The organism is Paenibacillus marchantiae (assembly GCF_028771845.1).
GTDB lineage: Bacteria > Bacillota > Bacilli > Paenibacillales > Paenibacillaceae > Paenibacillus > Paenibacillus marchantiae.
Genome location: NZ_CP118270.1, coordinates 4,016,958 through 4,036,463, shown reverse-complemented (window position 1 = coordinate 4,036,463; position 19,506 = coordinate 4,016,958). Strand labels below are relative to the sequence as shown.

The window sequence follows — 19,506 nt, the reverse complement described above, 5'->3', positions numbered from 1 at the left end:
GTATCTCCGGGATGCCTTATCCGGCATATAATCTGTAATTAATACACATCCCGCTGATAACGTTTTTCCTGCTGCAAACGTGTCAAATATTCCGCTGCCTGTTCAGGGGTTAGGCCACCCTCTTGTTCAAGAATGGTCGCGAGTGCAGCATGAACATCATGTGCCATTCGTTTCTCGTCACCACAGATATATATAACTGCACCTTCCTGTAACCATTGATACAGCTCTTTGCTATGTTCCAGCATCCGATGCTGCACATATACTTTCTCTTCTGCATCACGGGAAAAAGCGACATCCATCTTCGTAAGAACGCCGTCCTTGAGCCAGCGCTGCCATTCGGTCTGATAGAGGAAATCGGTGGAGAAATGCTGATCGCCGTAGAACAGCCACGTCTTGCCTTCTGCACCCGTCTCTTCACGCTCTCCAAGGAAAGATCTGAACGGAGCTACACCTGTACCTGGTCCAATCATAATGATTGGAGCATCTGGGTTCTCCGGCAGTTTGAAGTTTGGATTTTGCTGAATGAATACAGGTAATGTATCACCTAATTCGACTCGTTCAGCCAGATGAACAGAGCATACACCATAGCGCTCTCTACCACGTGATTCATAACGTACTGTTCGAACGGTAAGATGAACTTCATCCGGGAAAGATTTCGAACTGCTTGCGATCGAATATAGACGTGCCGGGATTTTGCGAAGCACAGCTACGAACGATGCAGCCGGAATACCTTTAAGCCCATAATCCTGTACCAGATCCAGCAAATCACAACTGTTCATGACTTTCCTGAATTCCGAATCATCTGCGAGCAGAGCGGGCAACCCGCTACCCGGGCTCAGCTTTGCCAGCTGCTCCACAACGGGTCTTGTGACAGCAGTAATTTCGAAGTAACGCAATAACGCTTCACGTACAGAAACCTGGTCTCCACTTTTATTAACCGTAACGCGCTCATCCGCATTCCATTCCATTGCTGCAATCATCTCATCGACCAGGCGTGGATGATTCTCAGGGAATACACCGAGGCTGTCGCCCGGTTCGTAGTCCAGATTGGAACCTTCCAGAGACAATTCAATATGACGTGTCTCACGGTCCGATCCTCTGCCGTTCAGGTTAAGATTTTCCAGCACTTCCGCCTTGTATGGATTCGTCCGGTTGAACTCAGATTCACCGCTACTTACTGCGGCTCCAACCGCTTCACTGGTTACCACTCCCGTAGCAGCCGGTGTGCTGCTAAGTGAAGCAAGCACATCATTCATCCACTCTGCAGCCGCTTCATCAAAATCAACATCACAGTCCACACGTGGTACAAGCGCTGTTCCGCCAAGCTCCAGCAAACGAATGTCAAAATCCTTTCCTGTCTTACAGAAGTACTCATACGAAGTATCTCCCAAAGCCAATACGGAGTACCGTAAACCATCAAGCTTCGGAGCCCGTTTGCTATGCAGGAATTCATACAACGGAATCGCATTATCCGGCGGTTCGCCTTCTCCATGTGTGCTGACAATAATGAGAAGATTCTCTACTTTTTTCAGTCCGTTCGGTTTGAAATCTCCCATTGACGACAGGGTCACCTGAAGCCCCTGCTCTTCCAGCTTTTTCGCCAGTTTCTTGGATAGTCCACTGGAGTTCCCGGTTTGTGATCCAAAGAGTACCGTAACTTCCCTGGACACCGCAACAGGTGCACTTTCAGGAGTAATACCTGCTGAAGATGCAGGCTGTTGTTCCACACCAGCAGGTGCAGCTACAGCCGCAAATCCCTGAATGGCTGTCAGATATCCGCTAAGCCACGTTTTCTGTCCATCGTTCAATGTAGGAATAAGGCGATTGAGCAGCTCAACCTGTTCCTGATTAAAAGGGCTGTTTGTCACTTGAAGTTCCACCATTTGCCACCTCGCGCATTACGTCAATTTTAATTCCTACTAAAATGATCATATTAATTTCTACTCTCTTGAACCTACCATACCCAATGGTAGGGGTCAATTTCGATGATTTTATGGTATTTATCAGTTTCACTGATAAAGGACAAAAAACAACAAATACCCTCCTCCTCGATTCAGGAAGGTTTTGTTGTTTTTTAATCTGGGAGAAGTTTAGTTCGAAGTCGAAAGCGGAATATATTCGCTAAAATGATTCTCCAGCACTTTGTTTTTATCTCCATATACTCTGTCCAGATGATTCTCTCCCCACATACAGATGCGATCGATGATTGCCTGCAGTGTAAAGCCATACTCGGTCAGCTCATACTCTACTTTGGGTGGAATCTGGGGATGAATAATTCGATGGATGATTTCATTCTTTTCAAGATCACGCAGCTGCTGGGTAAGGACCTTCTGAGTAATGCCAGGGATAGCTCTGCGAAGTTCGCTTGTTCGTTTTTTACCTGTTATCAGTTGATGCAGAATAAGAATCCTCCATTTCCCTCCGACCAGTTCCAGCATTGCCTGCACACCACTCTCATATCTTTTCAGTTCCTGTTCCACTGGGAATCCCCCTTAAATCACATATATGTATATCCATTATTATAAGTAACCGAAGAACCTTAAGGTATCTACAGCACTCGAAGGTGCGTACTTCTCAATAAGATGTCATGAAACTTATAATAACATTGGTCAGAACGTTAAACCAAAAAATGAAGGAAAAAGGATGGTCACTCATACATGAAAATTAAACTGGTCGTTACTCACCCAAGACAGGATTCTCTAACATTTGCCGTGATGAATCGTTTTATAGAAGGTCTGAAGGAGAATCACCATGAAATTGATATCCTTGATCTGTACCATGATGGATTCGATCCGTTATATAGCGTAGAAGATGAGCGAGATTGGCAAAATCCCGATAAGCAGCATGCCCCTGTAATTCGCAAAGAGCTGGATCGCGTGCTCGCGGCTGATGCCATTGTCTTTATTTTCCCGGTATGGTGGTACAACGTTCCTTCCATGCTCAAAGCTTATCTGGACAAGGTATGGAACATGGGGCTGCTGAACAAAGCAAACTCCAAAAAGGCACTCTGGATTGCACTAGCTGGAGGAACGGAGGCTTCATTCCATAAGTACGATTATTACAACATGATTTCGAATTATCTGAATAATGGGATCGCTGGTTATGCAGGATTGCAGGAATCCCGAGTCGAGTTTCTCTATGAAACCATATCCGAATCCAAAACGCATATTGAAGGCTTGCTGGAGCAAGCGTATCAAATTGGCAGACATTACAAGTAACCTCTGCAACGCAAAAAGACAGCGTCCATTTAACCTTGGCGCTGTCTTCTGTATGCTTGTTCATGTTTCTTCTAGTGCAGGCACTAAAATTAAAATACCTTCGTTGTCCACGACTCACAATTCCATATCTCCGTAACCACATCACGATAGAATTCAGGTTCGTGAGAGATCAGCAGAATGCTGCCTTTGTATGCTTTGAGTGCGCGTTTCAACTCTTCCTTCGCATCAACGTCCAAATGGTTCGTCGGCTCATCGAGTACGAGCAGGTTTGTTTCGTTATTGATCAGTTTGCAGAGACGAACTTTGGCTTTCTCGCCACCGCTCAGTACCGCAACCTTGCTCTCAATATGCTTGGTAGTCAGTCCGCATTTTGCAAGTGCAGCACGCACTTCAAATTGAGTATAGGAAGGGAACTCCTGCCAGATCTCTTCGATACAGGTATTGTAGTTGGCATCCTTCATCTCTTGTTGGAAATATCCAATCTCCAGATGTTCACCGCGCTGAACGGTACCTTCCAACGCCTGAATCTCGCCCAGAATGCTGCGCATCAGGGTTGTTTTACCGATACCATTCGCACCAACGAGAGCGATCTTCTGACCACGCTCCATGCGCAGGTCCAGTGGTCTCGACAACGGCTCATTGTATCCAATGACAAGGCCTTTTGTTTCGAAAATGAGCTTACCGGACGTTCTTGCATCACGGAAGTTAAACTGTGGTTTCGGTTTTTCCTTGGCGATTTCGATGACATCCATCTTGTCCAATTTCTTCTGTCTGGACATCGCCATGTTGCGTGTAGCCACACTTGCCTTATTACGGGCCACAAAATCCTTGAGATCAGCAATTTCCTGTTGTTGACGCTTATACGCCGACTCCAGTTGCTGTTTTTTCATCTCATGGACTTCCTGGAAATGACTATAATCGCCCACATAACGGGTGAGATCCTGATTTTCCATGTGATAGATCAAGTTAATTACACTGTTCAGGAACGGGATATCATGCGAGATCAGAATAAAAGCATTCTCATATTCCTGCAAATAGCGTTTCAGCCATTCGATATGCAATTCATCCAGATAGTTCGTAGGCTCATCCAGGAGCAGAATATCCGGTTTTTCAAGCAGCAGCTTGGCGAGCAATACCTTCGTACGTTGTCCACCACTAAGGTCGTTAACGTCCTTATCCAGACCGATATCGGTTAGACCCAGACCGCGTGCTGTCTCGTCGACTTTGGCATCGATCATGTAGAAATCCTGGTTAGTCAGCGTATCCTGAATCGTACCTACATCCTCCAGCAGCTGTTCTAATTCCTCCGGAGTTACATCGCCCATCTTACCATACATATCATTCATTTCTTGTTCCATGTCAAACAAATACTGGAATGCTCCACGAAGGACATCACGAATGGATTGTCCCTTGCTGAGCACAGCGTGCTGATCCAAATATCCGACACGCATACGTTTGGACCACTCCACTTTACCTTCATCTGGCTGGAGTTTGCCAGTAATAATGTTCATGAAGGTAGATTTCCCCTCACCATTGGCCCCGATCAGACCAATATGTTCGCCTTTCAGGAGGCGGAAAGAAACGTTGTTAAAGATAGCACGGTCACCAAAACCGTGACTTAATTTTTCGACATTTAATATGCTCATTCATGACACCTTTTCTATATAGACTTAATTCTTTGTATATTATAAGCGTTATATCATGCACAACTCAACGCCCTATTGTAAATTTAGCACCATTTTTCGATGAAATGTCCTTCGTTTTGACCCCGGATCCACTCAAACTGATATCAATGGCATTTGCCTTATAGGTATGGATGAGTTAAAATTTTTCCTTAAACGACTTACTACTATAAGAATGGAGCTCTCTTGGAGAGCATCAGGTGAAAATCATGATTGAAGTGAAACAATCCAAATTGGGTAATGGCGAATTTAACCGCGGCGTATTTGCGACCGTAGACATTCCAAAAGGCCAACTGATCCATCAGGCTCCAGTTGTCCCTTATCCAAATGAAGACCACGAACATGTTGAGAAAACAATTCTCGAAGATTACGTATTCGAATACGGAGCCAATCATACGGCTATCCTGCTGGGCTATGGCAGTTTGATCAACCATTCCTACGAGCCTAACGCCACCTATGATATCAACTTTGAAAACCACACTTTTGACTTCTATGCTTATACAGATATCAAAGCCGGCGAAGAAGTATTGATTAATTATAATGGCGAGGAAGATAACATGGACCCATTATGGTTTCTGGATGATTACGAAGAACGTATGCGTGAGTTGAACGAAGTAAGTGATGGTGCAGAGGATGCTGATGGCATCGAATCTGACTCCAAGGATACGGACTCAAGCAAATAAGACCTTGAGGATAAACGACAACAGTAGTGCAACTTCATGTGGACAAAACTTTAAAAAATTCACCATAATCCGTTGTAGGCTTGGTAATTCAACCTATGCCGCTGCCTAATGCAAACGAAAACAAGCAAGTCCTCCACCAAGGAAGACTTGCTTGTTTTCGTTTGTTTCGATAGCGTCACATTTCCCAACCAACCCCATATTAATCGGCAATGGGAGGGTCAGTGTGCAGATCCTGATCCGGTTCAGTCAATTTCCATTTGGTAAACGCAACCTCGAACCCGGCACGCTTCGGAGAACAGAGAAACGGGCCTGCTTGCTTGTTCGTCGGATAGGCAAACCTCGCGACCCGAATGGTACGCCAAGGATGCTCATCCGTGCGGGCACGAATAACTACGGCTTCGTCATGGTATGAAGCCCGAATGGTAACGATGCGTCCACCCCACTCCGGTACAGGTGAGAGCGACCAATCGGAAAAACGATCCGTTACGACCGCTCCTACATGAGCCACGCCGTCATTTACTTCAACCCCAGCCTTGATCCATTGATCCTGTCCATGCCAGAGCATTAACCCTGCCTGATCATATAATTCCGTGAATGAACTCAGATCAAATGATACTTCGATTGCCTTGGTTCCATCCCATGGAGCAAGCATGGCATGTCCATTCTGATGGCAGAAACCATAGAAGGTCTTCTCCCAAAAGTCACTGCCCTCCTGTGCCTCCACAATAAGACGGTCACCTTCCGTTCGCGCTTGGACCGGTTCAGTTGTCCATTCGGCATCATGAATCCGATGGAAATTAATTGACATGATTCTTCCCTTCCTTTCACACCATCACATTAAAATAAAGAGCCCATATCCGATGCGGCTGTAGGATATGCAAAATTCATGGTGTTTAACTGATCGGTCGTCAAATCGAACTGAATTGCCATGGCGAACAGGTTAATCAGTTCTTCTGTTTTGCCACCCAATACATGGGCACCCAGGATGCGTCCTGTTGCCTTGTCGACTACAACTTTGGCCATGGCAAATTTTTCATTCGTACGTTTATAAGTATACCATTTCGACATGTCATTTACCTTCACCTCATAGCCCTCTTTCTTGGCCTGCTCGACATCAAGGCCAACAGAACCCAGGGATGGCACGGTAAATACAATGGAGGGCATTACTTTATAATTAGGTTTGTTATGATTGCCTTCAAGCAGATTCAAGGATACTGCGCGTGATTCCTGGCCTGCGAGCGGAGTCAACGGAAGTCCTTCCGTTGCGGTAACATCGCCGGCCGCGTAGACTCTTGGATTGCTTTCGCTCTGCAAGTACTCATTAACGGAGATGCCTTTTTTCGTATAGCTGACATTTCCCTTCTCCAGTTCAAGCCCCTCTACATTCGGAATACGCCCTGCTCCGTGAACGACAAGTCCACATTGCCATTGATGATCAGCCCCATTGCGGGTTCCACTGACCACATATGTGTTTCCCTGCTGACGAATTGCCTTCACTTCCGCATTCAAGTGTACATGAATGCCTACTTCTTCGGATTTTTGCAGCAGCATGTCCACCAGTTCCGAATCAAACTGTTCCAGCGGCTGTTCACCTCGATGAATAATATGGACTTCCGTACCAGCTCTGGCCGCAATATGTGCAAATTCAAAAGCAATGTAACCTCCACCTACCAGAACCAATTTATCTGGCAGCTGTTCCAGATCAAGAAAATCATCGCTGTATTTCAGATGCTCTACACCATCAATAGAAAGTGGTGCTGGACGCGCTCCTGTTGCGATGAGAATATGTTTCCCCCGCAGTACTTCGTCCCCTACACGAATATGATCTTCGTCGACAAAAGAAGCCTTGCCATGGAACGTATGCATCCCGGCCTGCTTGAACTTATCCTCACTTGCTCTCGGAATACTCTCCGTAAATGTTCGCTTGAACGCCATAAGTTCCGACCACTGAATAGAAGCGTTACCTTCCACTCCTTTGCCCTTCATTCGTTCATTCCAGTCGATCAGTTCAGCCGCTCCTGCAAGTACTTTCTTGGGATCACAGCCCCTTAATGCACAGGTTCCGCCAAACTCTCGTTCATCAATCACGGCAATTTTCCATCCGGCTTCGGCGCAGCGGGATATAACAGAGCTTGCAGCGCTCCCGGTTCCAATCGCGATCAGATCATAAGTTTGTGTCATGTTAGTTCCTCCTCTTCATGTATAACCGTAAATATCAAGCTACAGTAACCCTGCTTTTTGCAGATAATCCGTTGCCACTTGCTCTGGAATCGCTCCATTAACGTTCACTTCGTAATTCATTTGACGCATCTCATCGTCCTTGATCCGACCTGCAAGTTGATTCAGTACCTCCACAAGCTGCGGATATTGGTCTGCCGTTTCTTTGCGGAGCATCGGCGCCCCCTGATATGGCGGGAACAATTCCTGATCATCCTCCAACACAACGAGTTTATACTGTCTCAGTTCACTGTCTGTGGAGTAAGCATCCAGCAAATTGATATCTCCACGCTGTACGGCTGCATAACGCAGTTTCGGTTCCATTGTGGCCACGTTCGGGAATTTGATGCCATACTTCTTCTGAATACCAACATATCCGTCTTCCCGATCAGAGAATTCCAGTGTGAATCCTGCCTTGATCTGCTGCTGTACCGACTTGAGATCTGATATCGTCTTCAGATTATACTGATCCGCAACCTTCTGAGGCACAGCCAACGTATACGTATTGTTGTAATCCATCGGGTTCAGAAGAACCATATCGAATTGGCTCAACATCCCGTCTCTTGCCTGTTCATAAACTTCTTTACGATCAGTGCTAACTGCGGTTTCCTTCATAAATTCCGATATGGCGGTACCCGTAAATTCCGGATAAATATCAATATCACCTGATTTCAGTGCATTGAACAGAAATGTGGTTTTCCCCATTCCTGGTTTCAATTCAACCTTGAGATCGGTATCTTTTTCAATGAGCAATTTGTACATATTAATCAGAATCTCTGGTTCGGCACCCAGCTTGCCAGCAATAATCAGATCTTTTTGCCCTCCACGGGAGAGCCAAGGAATTGTAATTACCAGAACGGCCACCAGAGCGAGTGTTCCGAGAGTGACCAGCGTTTTCTTGAATGATAAACGTTGGAACTGGCGGAGCAGCACATCAAACAAAATGGCAAGCAATGCGGCTGGGATGGCCCCCAGAATAATCAATGCCGTATCATTTCGATCAATACCTAGCAAAATGAGTTCACCCAGACCCCCTGCACCAATCAGGGCTGCAAGCGTTGCTGTACCTACAATCAGAACCATTGCGGTACGAATGCCTGCCATAATGACAGGCATCGCGAGTGGCAGCTCCACTTTGGTGAGACGTTGACGACTGTTCATGCCCATCGCATTCGCTGCCTCGACCATGGAAGGATCGACTTCCGATATACCCGTATACGTGTTGCGGAGTACCGGAAGCAGGGCATACACTACAAGGGCAATAATCGCAGGAAATGTACCGATGCCGAATAAAGGAATGAGCAATCCCAGTAGGGCCAGAGACGGGATCGTTTGCAGTACGGCTGTTACCCCAATAATCGGCTCAGCCACTCTTGGCTTGCGTGTCAGATAAATGCCAAGCGGGATAGCGATCAGAACGGCAAAGAACAATGCGATAAATGAGATCTGAATATGCTCAAGGAGGGCAGACAACAACTGTCCTTTCCGCTCGCTGAACACTTCCGTAAATCTACTCATGTGCTTCACCCCGTTCCTGCAACTGTCCGGACCAGTACCGGATCAGATCGGCTCGACTCACCTGTCCTATAATCTGGTGGTCTTTCTCGACCAGTAAATGATCATGAGAAGCCATGATTTCCACAAAATCCGGCAGCGTAATCGATACGGGAACAGCCGTTTTGGCTGACTTCGGCACATGCCCGGGTGAGAGCGGGGACATGATCGATTCAAGATCAAATATTGAAGTCAGTCGTTCTTGTTCGCCGGAGCCCGCTCTTAATTCATACATTGGGTCGTCCCCATCAGATACAGGCTGTGAACTCCTATCCGAACCAGAACCGCCAACAAAGTCACGTACAAATTCATTCGCTGACTGCTGGATTAGTTCTTCCGGGGTGCCTACCTGTAACACTTGCCCATCCTTCATGATGCAGATACGATCACCCAGCTTCATCGCTTCCTGAATATCATGGGTAACAAATACAATCGTCTTCTTCATCTGACGCTGAATATCCAGAATATCGTCTTGCAATTTCTCGCGGCTCATCGGGTCAAGTGCACTGAACGGTTCATCCATCAGTACAATTTCGGGATCGGCAGCGAGTGCGCGCAATACACCGATTCTCTGTTGTTGTCCACCAGATAGCTCAGCAGGCTTGCGATCACTGTATGTGGTACCTTTCAGTCCGACCATGTCCAGCAAAGTATGTACGCGATCCTTGATTTGCTCTGACTTCCACTTTCGGAGTTCAGGAACAACCGCAATATTTTCGGCAATCGTCATATGTGGGAACAACGCAATCTGTTGTAGCACATATCCGATATTCCACCGCAATTCATGAATGTTATATTCATCGATAGGTCGTTCATTAATTCGTACGGTCCCATCTGTCCGCTCGATCAGACGATTGATCATTTTGAGCATTGTGGTTTTGCCGCAACCGCTCGGACCAATCATGACGAACAGCTCTCCCTTGTTAATGTTGAGATTAACCTGACGCAGAGCATGGGTTCCATCAGGGTATTGCTTGGATACATTTTCGAACTGAATCATCCGTTCTCTTCTCTCCTTTTTATCAAACATTCATTCTCATCTATTTCCCCAAAAGCGTACACGTATAATCACCATGCTGGATTGGGGTATTGTTAAAGGTTGAACAATCAGCAAAAAAGACGGGCGTTCCGGCACCGTCTTCTTGTTATTCAGCAGAATTTGCTTCCAATATTTTTATAATAATTCTTATATCATTTCCCTTAATGCATATGCTGCCTAATAAATTGCTCCAGAGAAACCGGGCTTTGCCCTGTGACTTTCAATACCGTCTCCGTCGTTTGATCTTCTCTTCCTTCCTCACGGATGAATACATCCAGCCCTGCCAGAGCCGTGGCGTAATCTTCTGACATTCCCGCCTGAATCAGGCTATTTCTCAGTTCTGCATCCGACAATGATTCATGCTGAATACGCTGATCCAATAAACGACTAATGATGTCCGCAACTTGCCCATAAGACAATGTCTCTGGCCCCGTAATGATATGAGCTGTATTATGGGGGACAACATCTGTCAGAGCAAAGAAGGCAACTGCTGCGATGTCATCTGCGCTGACAAAACCAATTTTACCATCACCAGCAGCACTGTAGATTTTACCCAACTGCTTCATCGTCTCCCGATGCGGTCCCTCTGTAAAGTTCTCCATAAAATAGGAAGGCTGTAGTACAGTCCACTCAGGAGCAAGCTCCTTCAAGCTTTGATGTACTTTGCCAAATATAGGTCCGTCTTCATCAACGGAAGCACTGCCAAGCAAGACGAATCGTTTAACGCCGCTCCATAACGCTTCCTTGATGAACGGAATCATTATGGCTTCCAGACTGATCAGTCAAGAAAATACATGCTTTGATTTTTGCCAAAGTGGTATAATGACATTAGAAGTTGAATTAATCCATCTACCATTACAATCGTGCCAACATATAAAGGAGTGTAGCGATATGCATATTCAAATTACAGATTTGGCTGCTGCGCGATTAACTGAAAGCCTGAATGATCAGCCCGGTTATTTCAAAGTGATCTATGACATGGAAGGTTGTGGCTGTAACGGAATTATCGCCATACTTATCGTGGATGAACCCGAAGCTCTAGATGTACAAATTGAAACCAATCTGGTGCCATTCTATGTCGATCCGAAACAACAGTTAAACCTGGAGCAGCACATGAAGCTGGACACGGAACTCAACTATCCTTCCTTCAAACTAAGCAGTGATTCCGGTGTACTCAGCAGCAATGTCCGTGTTCGGGATGCTCGCGCTGTGGCTGCTGGAAGCTCCGGCAATTCTGTTTCATGCGAGCTGTAATTCAAAAGTTTGTGGCTGAAATAATGAGCATTTGATTCGCCTATCTATGTATACAGAAAGACTTTGCACAAAAGGTGCAGAGTCTTTTTGTATGCTCTTTTTCTCGTCAGACAATTAAAAGCTATGAATCTCGCAAACTTTGTTTACAACTCGGAAACAATTGGAGAACCTATGGATATAATCCTCTAGTATACTCGGTATATACCAAAGAACGAGATTGATATAACCCGAGGAGGAACACACATCATGAAATCTTTTACACGTAAATCCATCGTATCCACGATACTTATAGGTTCTGTCGTAGCAGGCTCAGCATTCACAACGCTGCCCTTCACTAAGGAACTGAATCCGGTCGCATCTGCTGCCAGCTCCAGCTTCACTCAATTCCTGCACGATAATGCACCTGGACGCACAATCAAAACGAGCAGCAGTGGCCTGGCAACGGTAACGAATCTATCAAGCACGGTTGTGCTAGTGAATAAAAAGAGAAACTTGCCTTCAACCTATGCCCCTCAGGATCTGGTTGTTCCTAACATCCCATTTAGCTTCTCCGGCTCCAGTCCGAAAAAGCAAATGCGTAAAGTAGCCGCTACCGCAATTGAGAACTTGTTCGCAGCAGCAAAAAAAGACGGCATTGATATCAAAGCCGTGTCCGGTTATCGCTCTTATGCTACCCAAAAATCCATTTTTGACCGTAATGCAAGTATCAAAGGCGAAGCCGTTGCGAATAAAACCAGTGCTCGTCCTGGACAAAGTGAACATCAGACGGGTCTTGCGATGGATATCTCCAGTGCATCAGCGGGATATGATTTGCAACAAAGCTTTGGAAACACCAAGGAAGGCAAATGGCTGAAAGCCAATGCACATAAATACGGTTTTATCATTCGTTATGGCAAAGATCAGGAGAAACTGACAGGCTACTCTTATGAGCCATGGCATGTGCGTTATGTTGGCGTGTATATTGCGGGGGAAATTACGAGCCAGAACCTTACACTTGAACAGTACCTTGAACGCGCTAAATAAACAGTAAAAATCTGATGACAAAAGGTATTCATTCCACTCTCATATGACTATCGTATGTAAATGATAGATACAACTAACAGGACGGGGCCCGATTTCGGGGCCCGTCCTGTTAGTTGTATCTACCACATTTAATCGTTCTCCAAATCGAATAGATAAGGGATCAGCTCAACCACATTGATGTAAAGGTTAAGTTCGATTCATAGCAGATTTAAGGTTTACTATTCAGTTCTGTGCTCCATTCCTCTACAGCATCAACGACCTGTTTTAATTGCTGCTCTTCCTCAATCGCTGGATCATTGTCCCCTTTTTGCTTCCCATAGGAGCCAAATTGGCCATGGTTTCCTCCTTCTAGACTGACATACAAAGTGTCATCAGGTAGATTGGTTTTGGCACTTTCCCAAGCTTCTTTATTGAGAACTCCATCTGCTGTACCTGTAATTTGCAAAACAGATAAATCAGTGTCTTTTATGGATCCGCCCTTATCCGCATAAGATGCCAAGAAAAATACACCCTCAAGCTTCTCACTGTGTTCTGAAGCATATCTAGCTGCGAATGAACCTCCTAAAGAGTGTCCCCCAATAACAAATGATTCGTCTGGGTGTTCTTCAAGAAAGGAGTCCGCTTTATTTTGACCGAAAATGGCTAGATTCAGTGGCATTTCCGCAATATATACGCGATGCCCCCGTTGAGCCAGTTCTCTGGCAAATGGTGAGTAGCTTTCCGGTTCTACTAAACCTCCAGGATAAAAAATAATATTCGGTTCAATTACTTTCCCAGTTTGTGGCTCAAATTTATAACCGTCTTTGACCTCTGTTACTTTGACCTGATTATCATTCTGAAAAGCGAGTTCCGCTTGATTGGAAGGACTGTAGGTTATCGAATTGAGGTATACCAATAAGCCAATGATTACAATTACAATGAGGGAAACTCCCCATATCAATATTTTAGTCCATTTGTTTTTTTTCTCTGTTTTTGCCAAAGTTAAAACCTCTTTCAATATTATTTTGGATTAGGTTATCATTGAATTGTAGCTTCAGTTCTAGTAAATTATATTTACCGGTAAGTAAAATTACAAGTCTAATCTTATTCAATGGATAAGTTGTCATTAAATATTCACGGAGGTAATGATGAAATGAATACAGATTCACAACGCTTACCAGGAAGACCCAAACAAGCAGAAGATGATTTACCCGTACAAGAAATAATTCTTCAAACGGCCGCCAAACTCTTTATGGAGCATGGGTACGAACCTGTTTCACTCCAACAAATCGCTAAAGCTTGCAATGTGTCTAAACCATCCATTTATTATCACTTCACCAGTAAACCGGAACTTTTTAAGATCGCGGTTACGACCATGTTTAAACATGTGCACCAAGCTACGTCACGATTATTAAGAGAAGCAGACAATCTGGAAACAGGACTGCTACATGTGGCAGAAGCAAGGTTAGCTAATCCTCATGCGGAGATTGAGACTCTGCTCAAAGATGCGGAGAGATATTTGAGTGAGAAACAGATTGAGGAAATCAGAGCAGCGGAAAATAAAATTTACGTAGAGCTGGCTGATTATTTTAAAGATGCGATGGATAATAACCTTCTTCGAAGCAACAATTCCATGCTTCTCGCGCAAACTTTCTCAACAATGATGGTCATCGGCAATAAGGTAGATACATTAAGAGAACATGATTCCACTTTAAATTTAGGTAAGGAGATTGTCGGAATTTTTTTGCGGGGTACAATGGTGAGATGACTGGCCGCCAGACTTATATAAAAATGGCGTTCCTCTCTCCTCGTTCGGGGTTGGAGCAGAAGACATGGAGTGTAAAAAAAGATGAGACGTGTATGAGAGGTTGAAGAAGCGCCTGCAAAATGCTAAGGAACCTCAGACACGTTATAACGGGGTTTAGACCATATGTAACGTTTTTGGAGCATTTTAGAAAATAACGTGTCCGGTGTCCCTTGCAATTGAAAAAGAGAGCCAGGGGCCCATAAGCCGTCTATTCCTTAAGTAAAGAACGTGCTCATGATCCCTGAACCTTCCTGCCGACCTGCTATTTTTCTGAAAACGACTGGCAGCCTCTTCACACTTTCCGTTCCGGCCCAGGAACCAACGCCAGCAAGAAGTGCATTATGAAACCAAAAAAGCGCAACATTGTAGGCAATGGTTCCCAATACCATCTCCACCACCAAAAAACGTTTTAGCGTGGAAGATTCGATGACGTATACCTGAAATTCATTTCGCGACTTTCCAGCTCTGTACCTTGTGATGAATGTTTTCATGAATCACCTCTTCTGTTTTATTTTATCGTATGGCAGGCAGATCTTGTCTTATTCAAAAATAATACTTACATAAAGTAACTTAGTGTGTTATAGTCAGTTTATAAACCATACATAAGCGAGGGAAACTACCCATGAGTGAATTGGAGAATCTGGTCAAAAACCGTAGATCGGCCGTTATTTTTGAAGAAGGAATTGAGATTCCAGAGTCAGAATTGCAAGAGATGTTTGCCTTGAACAAATTCGCACCTTCCGCCTTTAACCTCCAGCATACGCACTATCTTGTGCTGACGGACCCGGCTCAGAAAGAAAAAGTCTATGAAGCTTCCCAGCAATATAAAGTAAAAACGGCCTCTGCGGTCATTGTTGTCCTCGGCGATGTCAACGCACACCATCACATCCGCACAATCAATGAGGGCCTGCTGAACCTTGGTGCGATGACTCCGTTTCAATACGAGCAAGAATCACAGAGTGTCATCGAATTTTACGAAACGCGGGGAAGGTTCTTCCAGAGAGAAGATGCAATTCGTAATGCCAGCCTGTCAGCGATGCAATTGATGCTTATCGCTCAGGATCGTGGTTGGGACACCTGCCCCATGATTGGCTTCGACGCGGAAGAGTTGCAACGCAGTCTGGATATTCCCGACCATTATGTACCTGCCATGCTAATTACAATCGGCAAAAAGTCCGAAGCCAAACAACGTCCGCGCGGATACCGCAAACCGATTAACGAATATGTAAGCTTCAACAAAATGCATGCCGAATAAATTGGGAATGTGACATCCGTAACTTTTCACTGATTCCATTACAAAAGAGAGGCCGATGATCAGATCATCGGCCTCTTTCCTATTTCCCCAGAATAAACAAATCGCACGTCAAACCAATCTCTCTTTCGCCAAAAATACAAATGAATATTTTTTTATACCATGATAGCATTCGAGATGTAACCCATAATCGTAACGAAAGGAATGAACTCCAATGGAATTTCACATCGAAAACCTGCCAACCTCCCGAATTGCTTATGTACGACAAGTCGGTCCGTATGGTCCCGCCAACAGTCACGCGATGGAAACATTAAAGACCTGGGCAAGATCCCAAGGCCTGCTTACAAGCTCGACCATCTTGTTCGGCATTCCGCAGGATAACCCGGAAACCACCCTCCCCTCTCAATGCAGGTATGATGCATGTATTGTCATATCAGAGGATTACTCCTTGGATGAGTCGACTCCCCAACTTGAAGAAGCTGAACTTCCTGGCGGGCAATATCTGGTTTGCAAAGTCAAACATACAGCAGAAGATGTGCAGCAAGCCTGGACCGAGATTTTCCCGTATTTGCAGAGCAATGGTTGTATTATGGACAACAAACCCATTTTGGAAAGGTATGCCGGTGATCTGCTTCTTCTGGATTTTTGCGAAATATGTGTACCCGTTAAGCCGCTATAAATCATTTAAAGTTGTGGATGCCAAAAACAACAAAAGCGACTTCAACGTTGAAGTCGCCTTTGTTTCTAACTTATTGCCTTGTTTTCACCAATTAAAATGCCCAGTTCCCTTTGCGGAATACAGGTTCCACCGTTCCATCCTGCAACTCACCATCAATGTCGAGCTCTGCGGAGCCGATCATAAAGTCCACATGGGTCAGACTAACGTTGCATTCATGTTTCAGCAATTCCTCGTTAGACATCGTCGTACCATCTTTCATGTTGAACGGGTATGCACTTCCTACAGCCAGATGGCAAGATGCATTCTCATCAATACCGGTATTATAGAAAATACGATTCAAGTTGGAGATTGGCGAATCATGCGGCACGAGGGCAACTTCGCCAAGATAACGTGCACCTTCATCGGTGGCAAACAGGTTTTTCAGATGCTCTTCACCCGAAGCTGCTGTAAAAGCAACGACCTGTCCATCCTTAAACGTAATTCTCATCTGGTCCACTAGTTGACCATTCAGGTTCAGCGGCATCGTGCTGCTGACGAATCCGTTGACTCCACTGCGCTTCGGCATTGTAAATACTTCTTCTGTCGGCATGTTCGCAACGGTATACACACCTTGCTTGTTTTCGCTACCGCCGCCACCCCAGATATGGTTGTTCACCAGCTCAATTTTCAAATCCGTTCCGGGTGCGCGGTAGTGCAGGCTTTTATAATTTTTCTTGTTCAGCAAATCACTCATAGCATTCAGGGTGTCCAGATGTTTTTTCCAGTTCTGAATAGCATCTCCGCCATCGACACGGTTCATTTTGAAGATGGTTTCCCACATCACGTTAATGCGATCTTCCTCTGGAATGTCGGCAAATACTTTGTTCGCCCACGCCTTGGTTGGCGCTTTGATCAGACACCAGCTAATTTCGTGGTTACGTGTATATTTCGAAAATCCGCGACGTGCATGAGCCGCCGCTTTGGTTGCACGCGAAACATTGTCGGAATTGATGCCTTTGTATAATTCAGGGTCAGGTACTTTGATCGTGAGCGTAGCGCCGCCTGCTTCTGCAAACTTCTCCATCATTTCCGCCTTCCAGGCCGGGTAATAATCAAAACTGTCATCAGAGCCATGTTCAAAACGGCTGCGTGTAATATCGTCATCATCAAAATCAACCTGTACATACTTGGCGCCAGCCGCATACGCTTTTTGCACGATCAGACGGGTGAATTCCAATGTTTCGATGGGTGCCGTTACGAGCAGATCCTGTCCTTTCTGAATATTTACGCCGACTTTGACAACCAGCTCTGCGTATTGTTCCAACGATTTTTCAAAGGTTTGTTCAAAATTACTCATGGTTGTGTTCACTCCTGTTTCATATTTGAATACTATTGCTGCTGCACAATCATTTAAGCCTTGCGTTTCTCCTGCTCACGCAGCTCGATCCGGCGGATTTTTCCTGAGTTTGTTTTCGGCAGATCGGCTACAAACTCGATTTTACGTGGATATTTGTAGGGTGCTGTCCATTCCTTCACATGGTTTTGCAGTTCACGCGCCAGTTCTGGTGATGCGAGAGACTTGTCTCTCAGCACTACAAATGCTTTCACTACGTTACCACGGATCTCATCAGGACTCGCTACGACCGCACATTCCTTCACGCTGGCGTGTTTCATCAACGCTTCTTCCACCTCGAACGGTCCAATCGTGTATCCCGAACTGATAATGATATCATCACTTCGACCTTCAAACCAGAAGTAGCCTTCTTCGTCTTTGCGTGCGCGGTCACCTGTTACAAAATAATCCCCACGCTGATTCGCTTCCTTCCGTCCCTCATCCTGATAATAGGCACGGAACAAGGCTGGCATATCCTTATGCACTGCGATATCTCCTACTTCACCAGCAGGTACAAGTTGTCCCTCTTCATTGACGATCTCAATAAGGCCTGGTGTAATGGACTGCCCCATAGAACCAATTCGTACGGGAGCATCTTTTAAGCTGCCGATCAGCAGCGTGCTCTCGGTTTGTCCATATCCGTCCCGGATCGTCAGGTCAAAGTGACGCTGGAAAATTTCAATTACTTCCTGATTCAACGGCTCACCAGCAGACACGGCGCTGCGCAGTGCGGACAGATCATGGTGACCCAGATCGTCTGCTTTGGCCATTAACCGATATTCCGTCGGCGTACAGCACAAGACGTTGATCTGATGCTCCTGCAACAGTTCCAGATAACGTTTGGGTTGGAATGATCCATTGTAGACCAGTCCGGTAGCCCCTCTTCCGAGTACAGACAGGAACGGACTCCAGATCCATTTTTGCCATCCCGGTGCTGCCGTTGCCCATACCGTATCCGAAGGCTGAATATCCAGCCATAACGATGAAGCGATCCGTAAATGGGCATACCCCCAACCATGACTATGTACTACGCCTTTTGGATTACCAGTCGTACCGGAGGTATAAGCGAGAATAGCCATATCGTCACGATGTGTTTCCACCGCAGCCATCGTATCGGATTGGCCTTGCATTAACTGGTGTACATTGACCCAGCCTTCTCCAGGTACGCTATCATCACCATTTGGTGATGCAACGATGCGGTGTGCCAATGCCGGCAGATCTGCATCTATTTTTTCAACTTCAGCAGTCGTCTCGGACCAGACAATGACAGCCCGGGCCTCGGAATGCCGAAGACGATACTCCAGATCTTTCGCACGCAGCATCTCGGAAGAAGGAATAACAGCAATCCCCAGTTTCAGGCAGGCAATGTATATAACATAGGCAATAATTCGGCGTGGTACCATGACCAGCACCCGGTCGCCCTTCTCCAAACCAAGATCACGCAAGCCTCCAGCAAGACGATTTGCCTGCTTCAATAACTCACCATAAGTGATCTCTTCCAATTCTTTATGATCGCTCAGCCATCTAAGTGCAACCCGATCCGACGGGTGATTCTCCATCTCGGATGTCAGGTTATAGGTTTCAGGCGAAATCCACTGTTGAAAATTCAAATGGAGCCTCTCCTTCATATTTCAAATGTATAGCATCTATATATTATACCCTAAATCCTAGGACCTGGTGCTATGATATGAAATAGTTTAAGAAAAAAATAAACATAGGTCAATTAAGCCGAAGCTCTAAAAGGTCT

At 45.5% G+C, this 19,506-nt stretch carries 19 protein-coding genes; 7 read left to right on the top strand and 12 right to left on the bottom strand.

What is annotated here, in order from left to right; translation table 11 throughout:
• Positions 1–38 precede the first annotated feature (38 nt).
• Together PTQ21_RS18565 and PTQ21_RS18560 are read right to left on the bottom strand one after the other, a co-directional pair.
• Complete coding sequence (locus PTQ21_RS18565) at positions 39–1,880, bottom strand: assimilatory sulfite reductase (NADPH) flavoprotein subunit (RefSeq protein WP_274570527.1); 1,842 nt, start codon at positions 1,878–1,880, stop codon at positions 39–41.
• A gap of 210 nt (positions 1,881–2,090) precedes the next feature.
• Positions 2,091–2,480: a winged helix-turn-helix transcriptional regulator gene (locus PTQ21_RS18560; RefSeq protein ID WP_090949545.1), complete on the bottom strand. Its 390-nt coding sequence runs from the start codon at positions 2,478–2,480 to the stop codon at positions 2,091–2,093.
• Positions 2,481–2,657: 177 nt separating this feature from the next.
• Between PTQ21_RS18560 and PTQ21_RS18555 the strand changes: the two genes are divergently transcribed.
• Positions 2,658–3,218, top strand: coding sequence for an NAD(P)H oxidoreductase (locus tag PTQ21_RS18555; protein WP_063563477.1), 561 nt, complete (start codon positions 2,658–2,660; stop codon positions 3,216–3,218).
• Positions 3,219–3,307: 89 nt separating this feature from the next.
• Here PTQ21_RS18555 and PTQ21_RS18550 read toward each other — a convergent pair whose 3' ends face one another.
• Complete coding sequence (locus PTQ21_RS18550) at positions 3,308–4,864, bottom strand: ABC-F family ATP-binding cassette domain-containing protein (protein ID WP_274566629.1); 1,557 nt, start codon at positions 4,862–4,864, stop codon at positions 3,308–3,310.
• 245 nt (positions 4,865–5,109) lie between these two features.
• Here PTQ21_RS18550 and PTQ21_RS18545 point away from each other — a divergent pair, with 245 nt between their 5' ends.
• Entirely contained in the window at positions 5,110–5,583 is a 474-nt protein-coding gene (locus PTQ21_RS18545) for an SET domain-containing protein (RefSeq protein WP_063563624.1), read from the top strand.
• 199 nt (positions 5,584–5,782) lie between these two features.
• Here the strand turns inward: PTQ21_RS18545 and PTQ21_RS18540 are convergent, their stop codons facing one another.
• From PTQ21_RS18540 to PTQ21_RS18520, 5 genes are all read right to left on the bottom strand, one after another.
• A complete protein-coding gene (locus PTQ21_RS18540) occupies positions 5,783–6,391 on the bottom strand; it encodes a DUF1349 domain-containing protein (protein ID WP_099852616.1) in 609 nt (202 codons plus the stop codon).
• 29 nt (positions 6,392–6,420) lie between these two features.
• Positions 6,421–7,764 (bottom strand): dihydrolipoyl dehydrogenase family protein, encoded by a 1,344-nt coding sequence (locus PTQ21_RS18535; RefSeq protein WP_274566628.1) that lies wholly within the window; start codon positions 7,762–7,764, stop codon positions 6,421–6,423.
• A gap of 39 nt (positions 7,765–7,803) precedes the next feature.
• The gene (gene opuFB / locus PTQ21_RS18530; protein WP_274566626.1) at positions 7,804–9,318 is read right to left on the bottom strand and encodes an osmoprotectant update ABC transporter permease/substrate-binding subunit OpuFB; all 1,515 of its coding nucleotides are present in this window, start codon (positions 9,316–9,318) and stop codon (positions 7,804–7,806) included.
• Positions 9,311–10,354 (bottom strand): ABC transporter ATP-binding protein, encoded by a 1,044-nt coding sequence (locus PTQ21_RS18525; protein WP_274566625.1) that lies wholly within the window; start codon positions 10,352–10,354, stop codon positions 9,311–9,313. Before PTQ21_RS18525 ends, opuFB begins: the two co-directional genes overlap by 8 nt.
• 200 nt (positions 10,355–10,554) lie before the next feature.
• Complete coding sequence (locus PTQ21_RS18520) at positions 10,555–11,154, bottom strand: NmrA family NAD(P)-binding protein (protein ID WP_176854319.1); 600 nt, start codon at positions 11,152–11,154, stop codon at positions 10,555–10,557.
• A gap of 130 nt (positions 11,155–11,284) precedes the next feature.
• On the opposite strand from PTQ21_RS18520, the gene PTQ21_RS18515 reads away from it, so the two are divergent.
• Both PTQ21_RS18515 and PTQ21_RS18510 read left to right on the top strand, forming a co-directional pair.
• Positions 11,285–11,647, top strand: a complete 363-nt coding sequence (locus PTQ21_RS18515; RefSeq protein WP_072732612.1) for an iron-sulfur cluster biosynthesis family protein — start codon at positions 11,285–11,287, stop codon at positions 11,645–11,647.
• Positions 11,648–11,893: 246 nt separating this feature from the next.
• Positions 11,894–12,670 (top strand): M15 family metallopeptidase, encoded by a 777-nt coding sequence (locus tag PTQ21_RS18510; protein ID WP_064638795.1) that lies wholly within the window; start codon positions 11,894–11,896, stop codon positions 12,668–12,670.
• 208 nt (positions 12,671–12,878) lie between these two features.
• Here PTQ21_RS18510 and PTQ21_RS18505 read toward each other — a convergent pair whose 3' ends face one another.
• Positions 12,879–13,649, bottom strand: a complete 771-nt coding sequence (locus PTQ21_RS18505; RefSeq protein ID WP_274566622.1) for an alpha/beta fold hydrolase — start codon at positions 13,647–13,649, stop codon at positions 12,879–12,881.
• A gap of 153 nt (positions 13,650–13,802) precedes the next feature.
• Here PTQ21_RS18505 and PTQ21_RS18500 point away from each other — a divergent pair, with 153 nt between their 5' ends.
• Positions 13,803–14,417 carry a TetR/AcrR family transcriptional regulator gene (locus PTQ21_RS18500; protein WP_240321306.1) on the top strand — a complete coding sequence of 205 codons (615 nt, stop codon included), beginning with the start codon at positions 13,803–13,805 and terminating at the stop codon, positions 14,415–14,417.
• Positions 14,418–14,671: 254 nt separating this feature from the next.
• Here PTQ21_RS18500 and PTQ21_RS18495 read toward each other — a convergent pair whose 3' ends face one another.
• The gene (locus PTQ21_RS18495) at positions 14,672–14,947 is read right to left on the bottom strand and encodes a hypothetical protein (RefSeq protein ID WP_274566620.1); all 276 of its coding nucleotides are present in this window, start codon (positions 14,945–14,947) and stop codon (positions 14,672–14,674) included.
• Between the two features lie 131 nt (positions 14,948–15,078).
• Here PTQ21_RS18495 and PTQ21_RS18490 point away from each other — a divergent pair, with 131 nt between their 5' ends.
• Positions 15,079–15,711, top strand: coding sequence for a nitroreductase family protein (locus PTQ21_RS18490; protein ID WP_063563466.1), 633 nt, complete (start codon positions 15,079–15,081; stop codon positions 15,709–15,711).
• 211 nt (positions 15,712–15,922) lie between these two features.
• Positions 15,923–16,387 carry an AraC family transcriptional regulator gene (locus PTQ21_RS18485; RefSeq protein WP_064638800.1) on the top strand — a complete coding sequence of 155 codons (465 nt, stop codon included), beginning with the start codon at positions 15,923–15,925 and terminating at the stop codon, positions 16,385–16,387.
• A gap of 91 nt (positions 16,388–16,478) precedes the next feature.
• Here the strand turns inward: PTQ21_RS18485 and PTQ21_RS18480 are convergent, their stop codons facing one another.
• Both PTQ21_RS18480 and PTQ21_RS18475 read right to left on the bottom strand, forming a co-directional pair.
• Positions 16,479–17,723 (bottom strand): aminopeptidase, encoded by a 1,245-nt coding sequence (locus tag PTQ21_RS18480; protein WP_064638801.1) that lies wholly within the window; start codon positions 17,721–17,723, stop codon positions 16,479–16,481.
• Between the two features lie 53 nt (positions 17,724–17,776).
• Positions 17,777–19,318, bottom strand: a complete 1,542-nt coding sequence (locus PTQ21_RS18475) for an acetate--CoA ligase (RefSeq protein ID WP_274570526.1) — start codon at positions 19,316–19,318, stop codon at positions 17,777–17,779.
• Between the last annotated feature and the right edge of the window lie 188 nt (positions 19,319–19,506).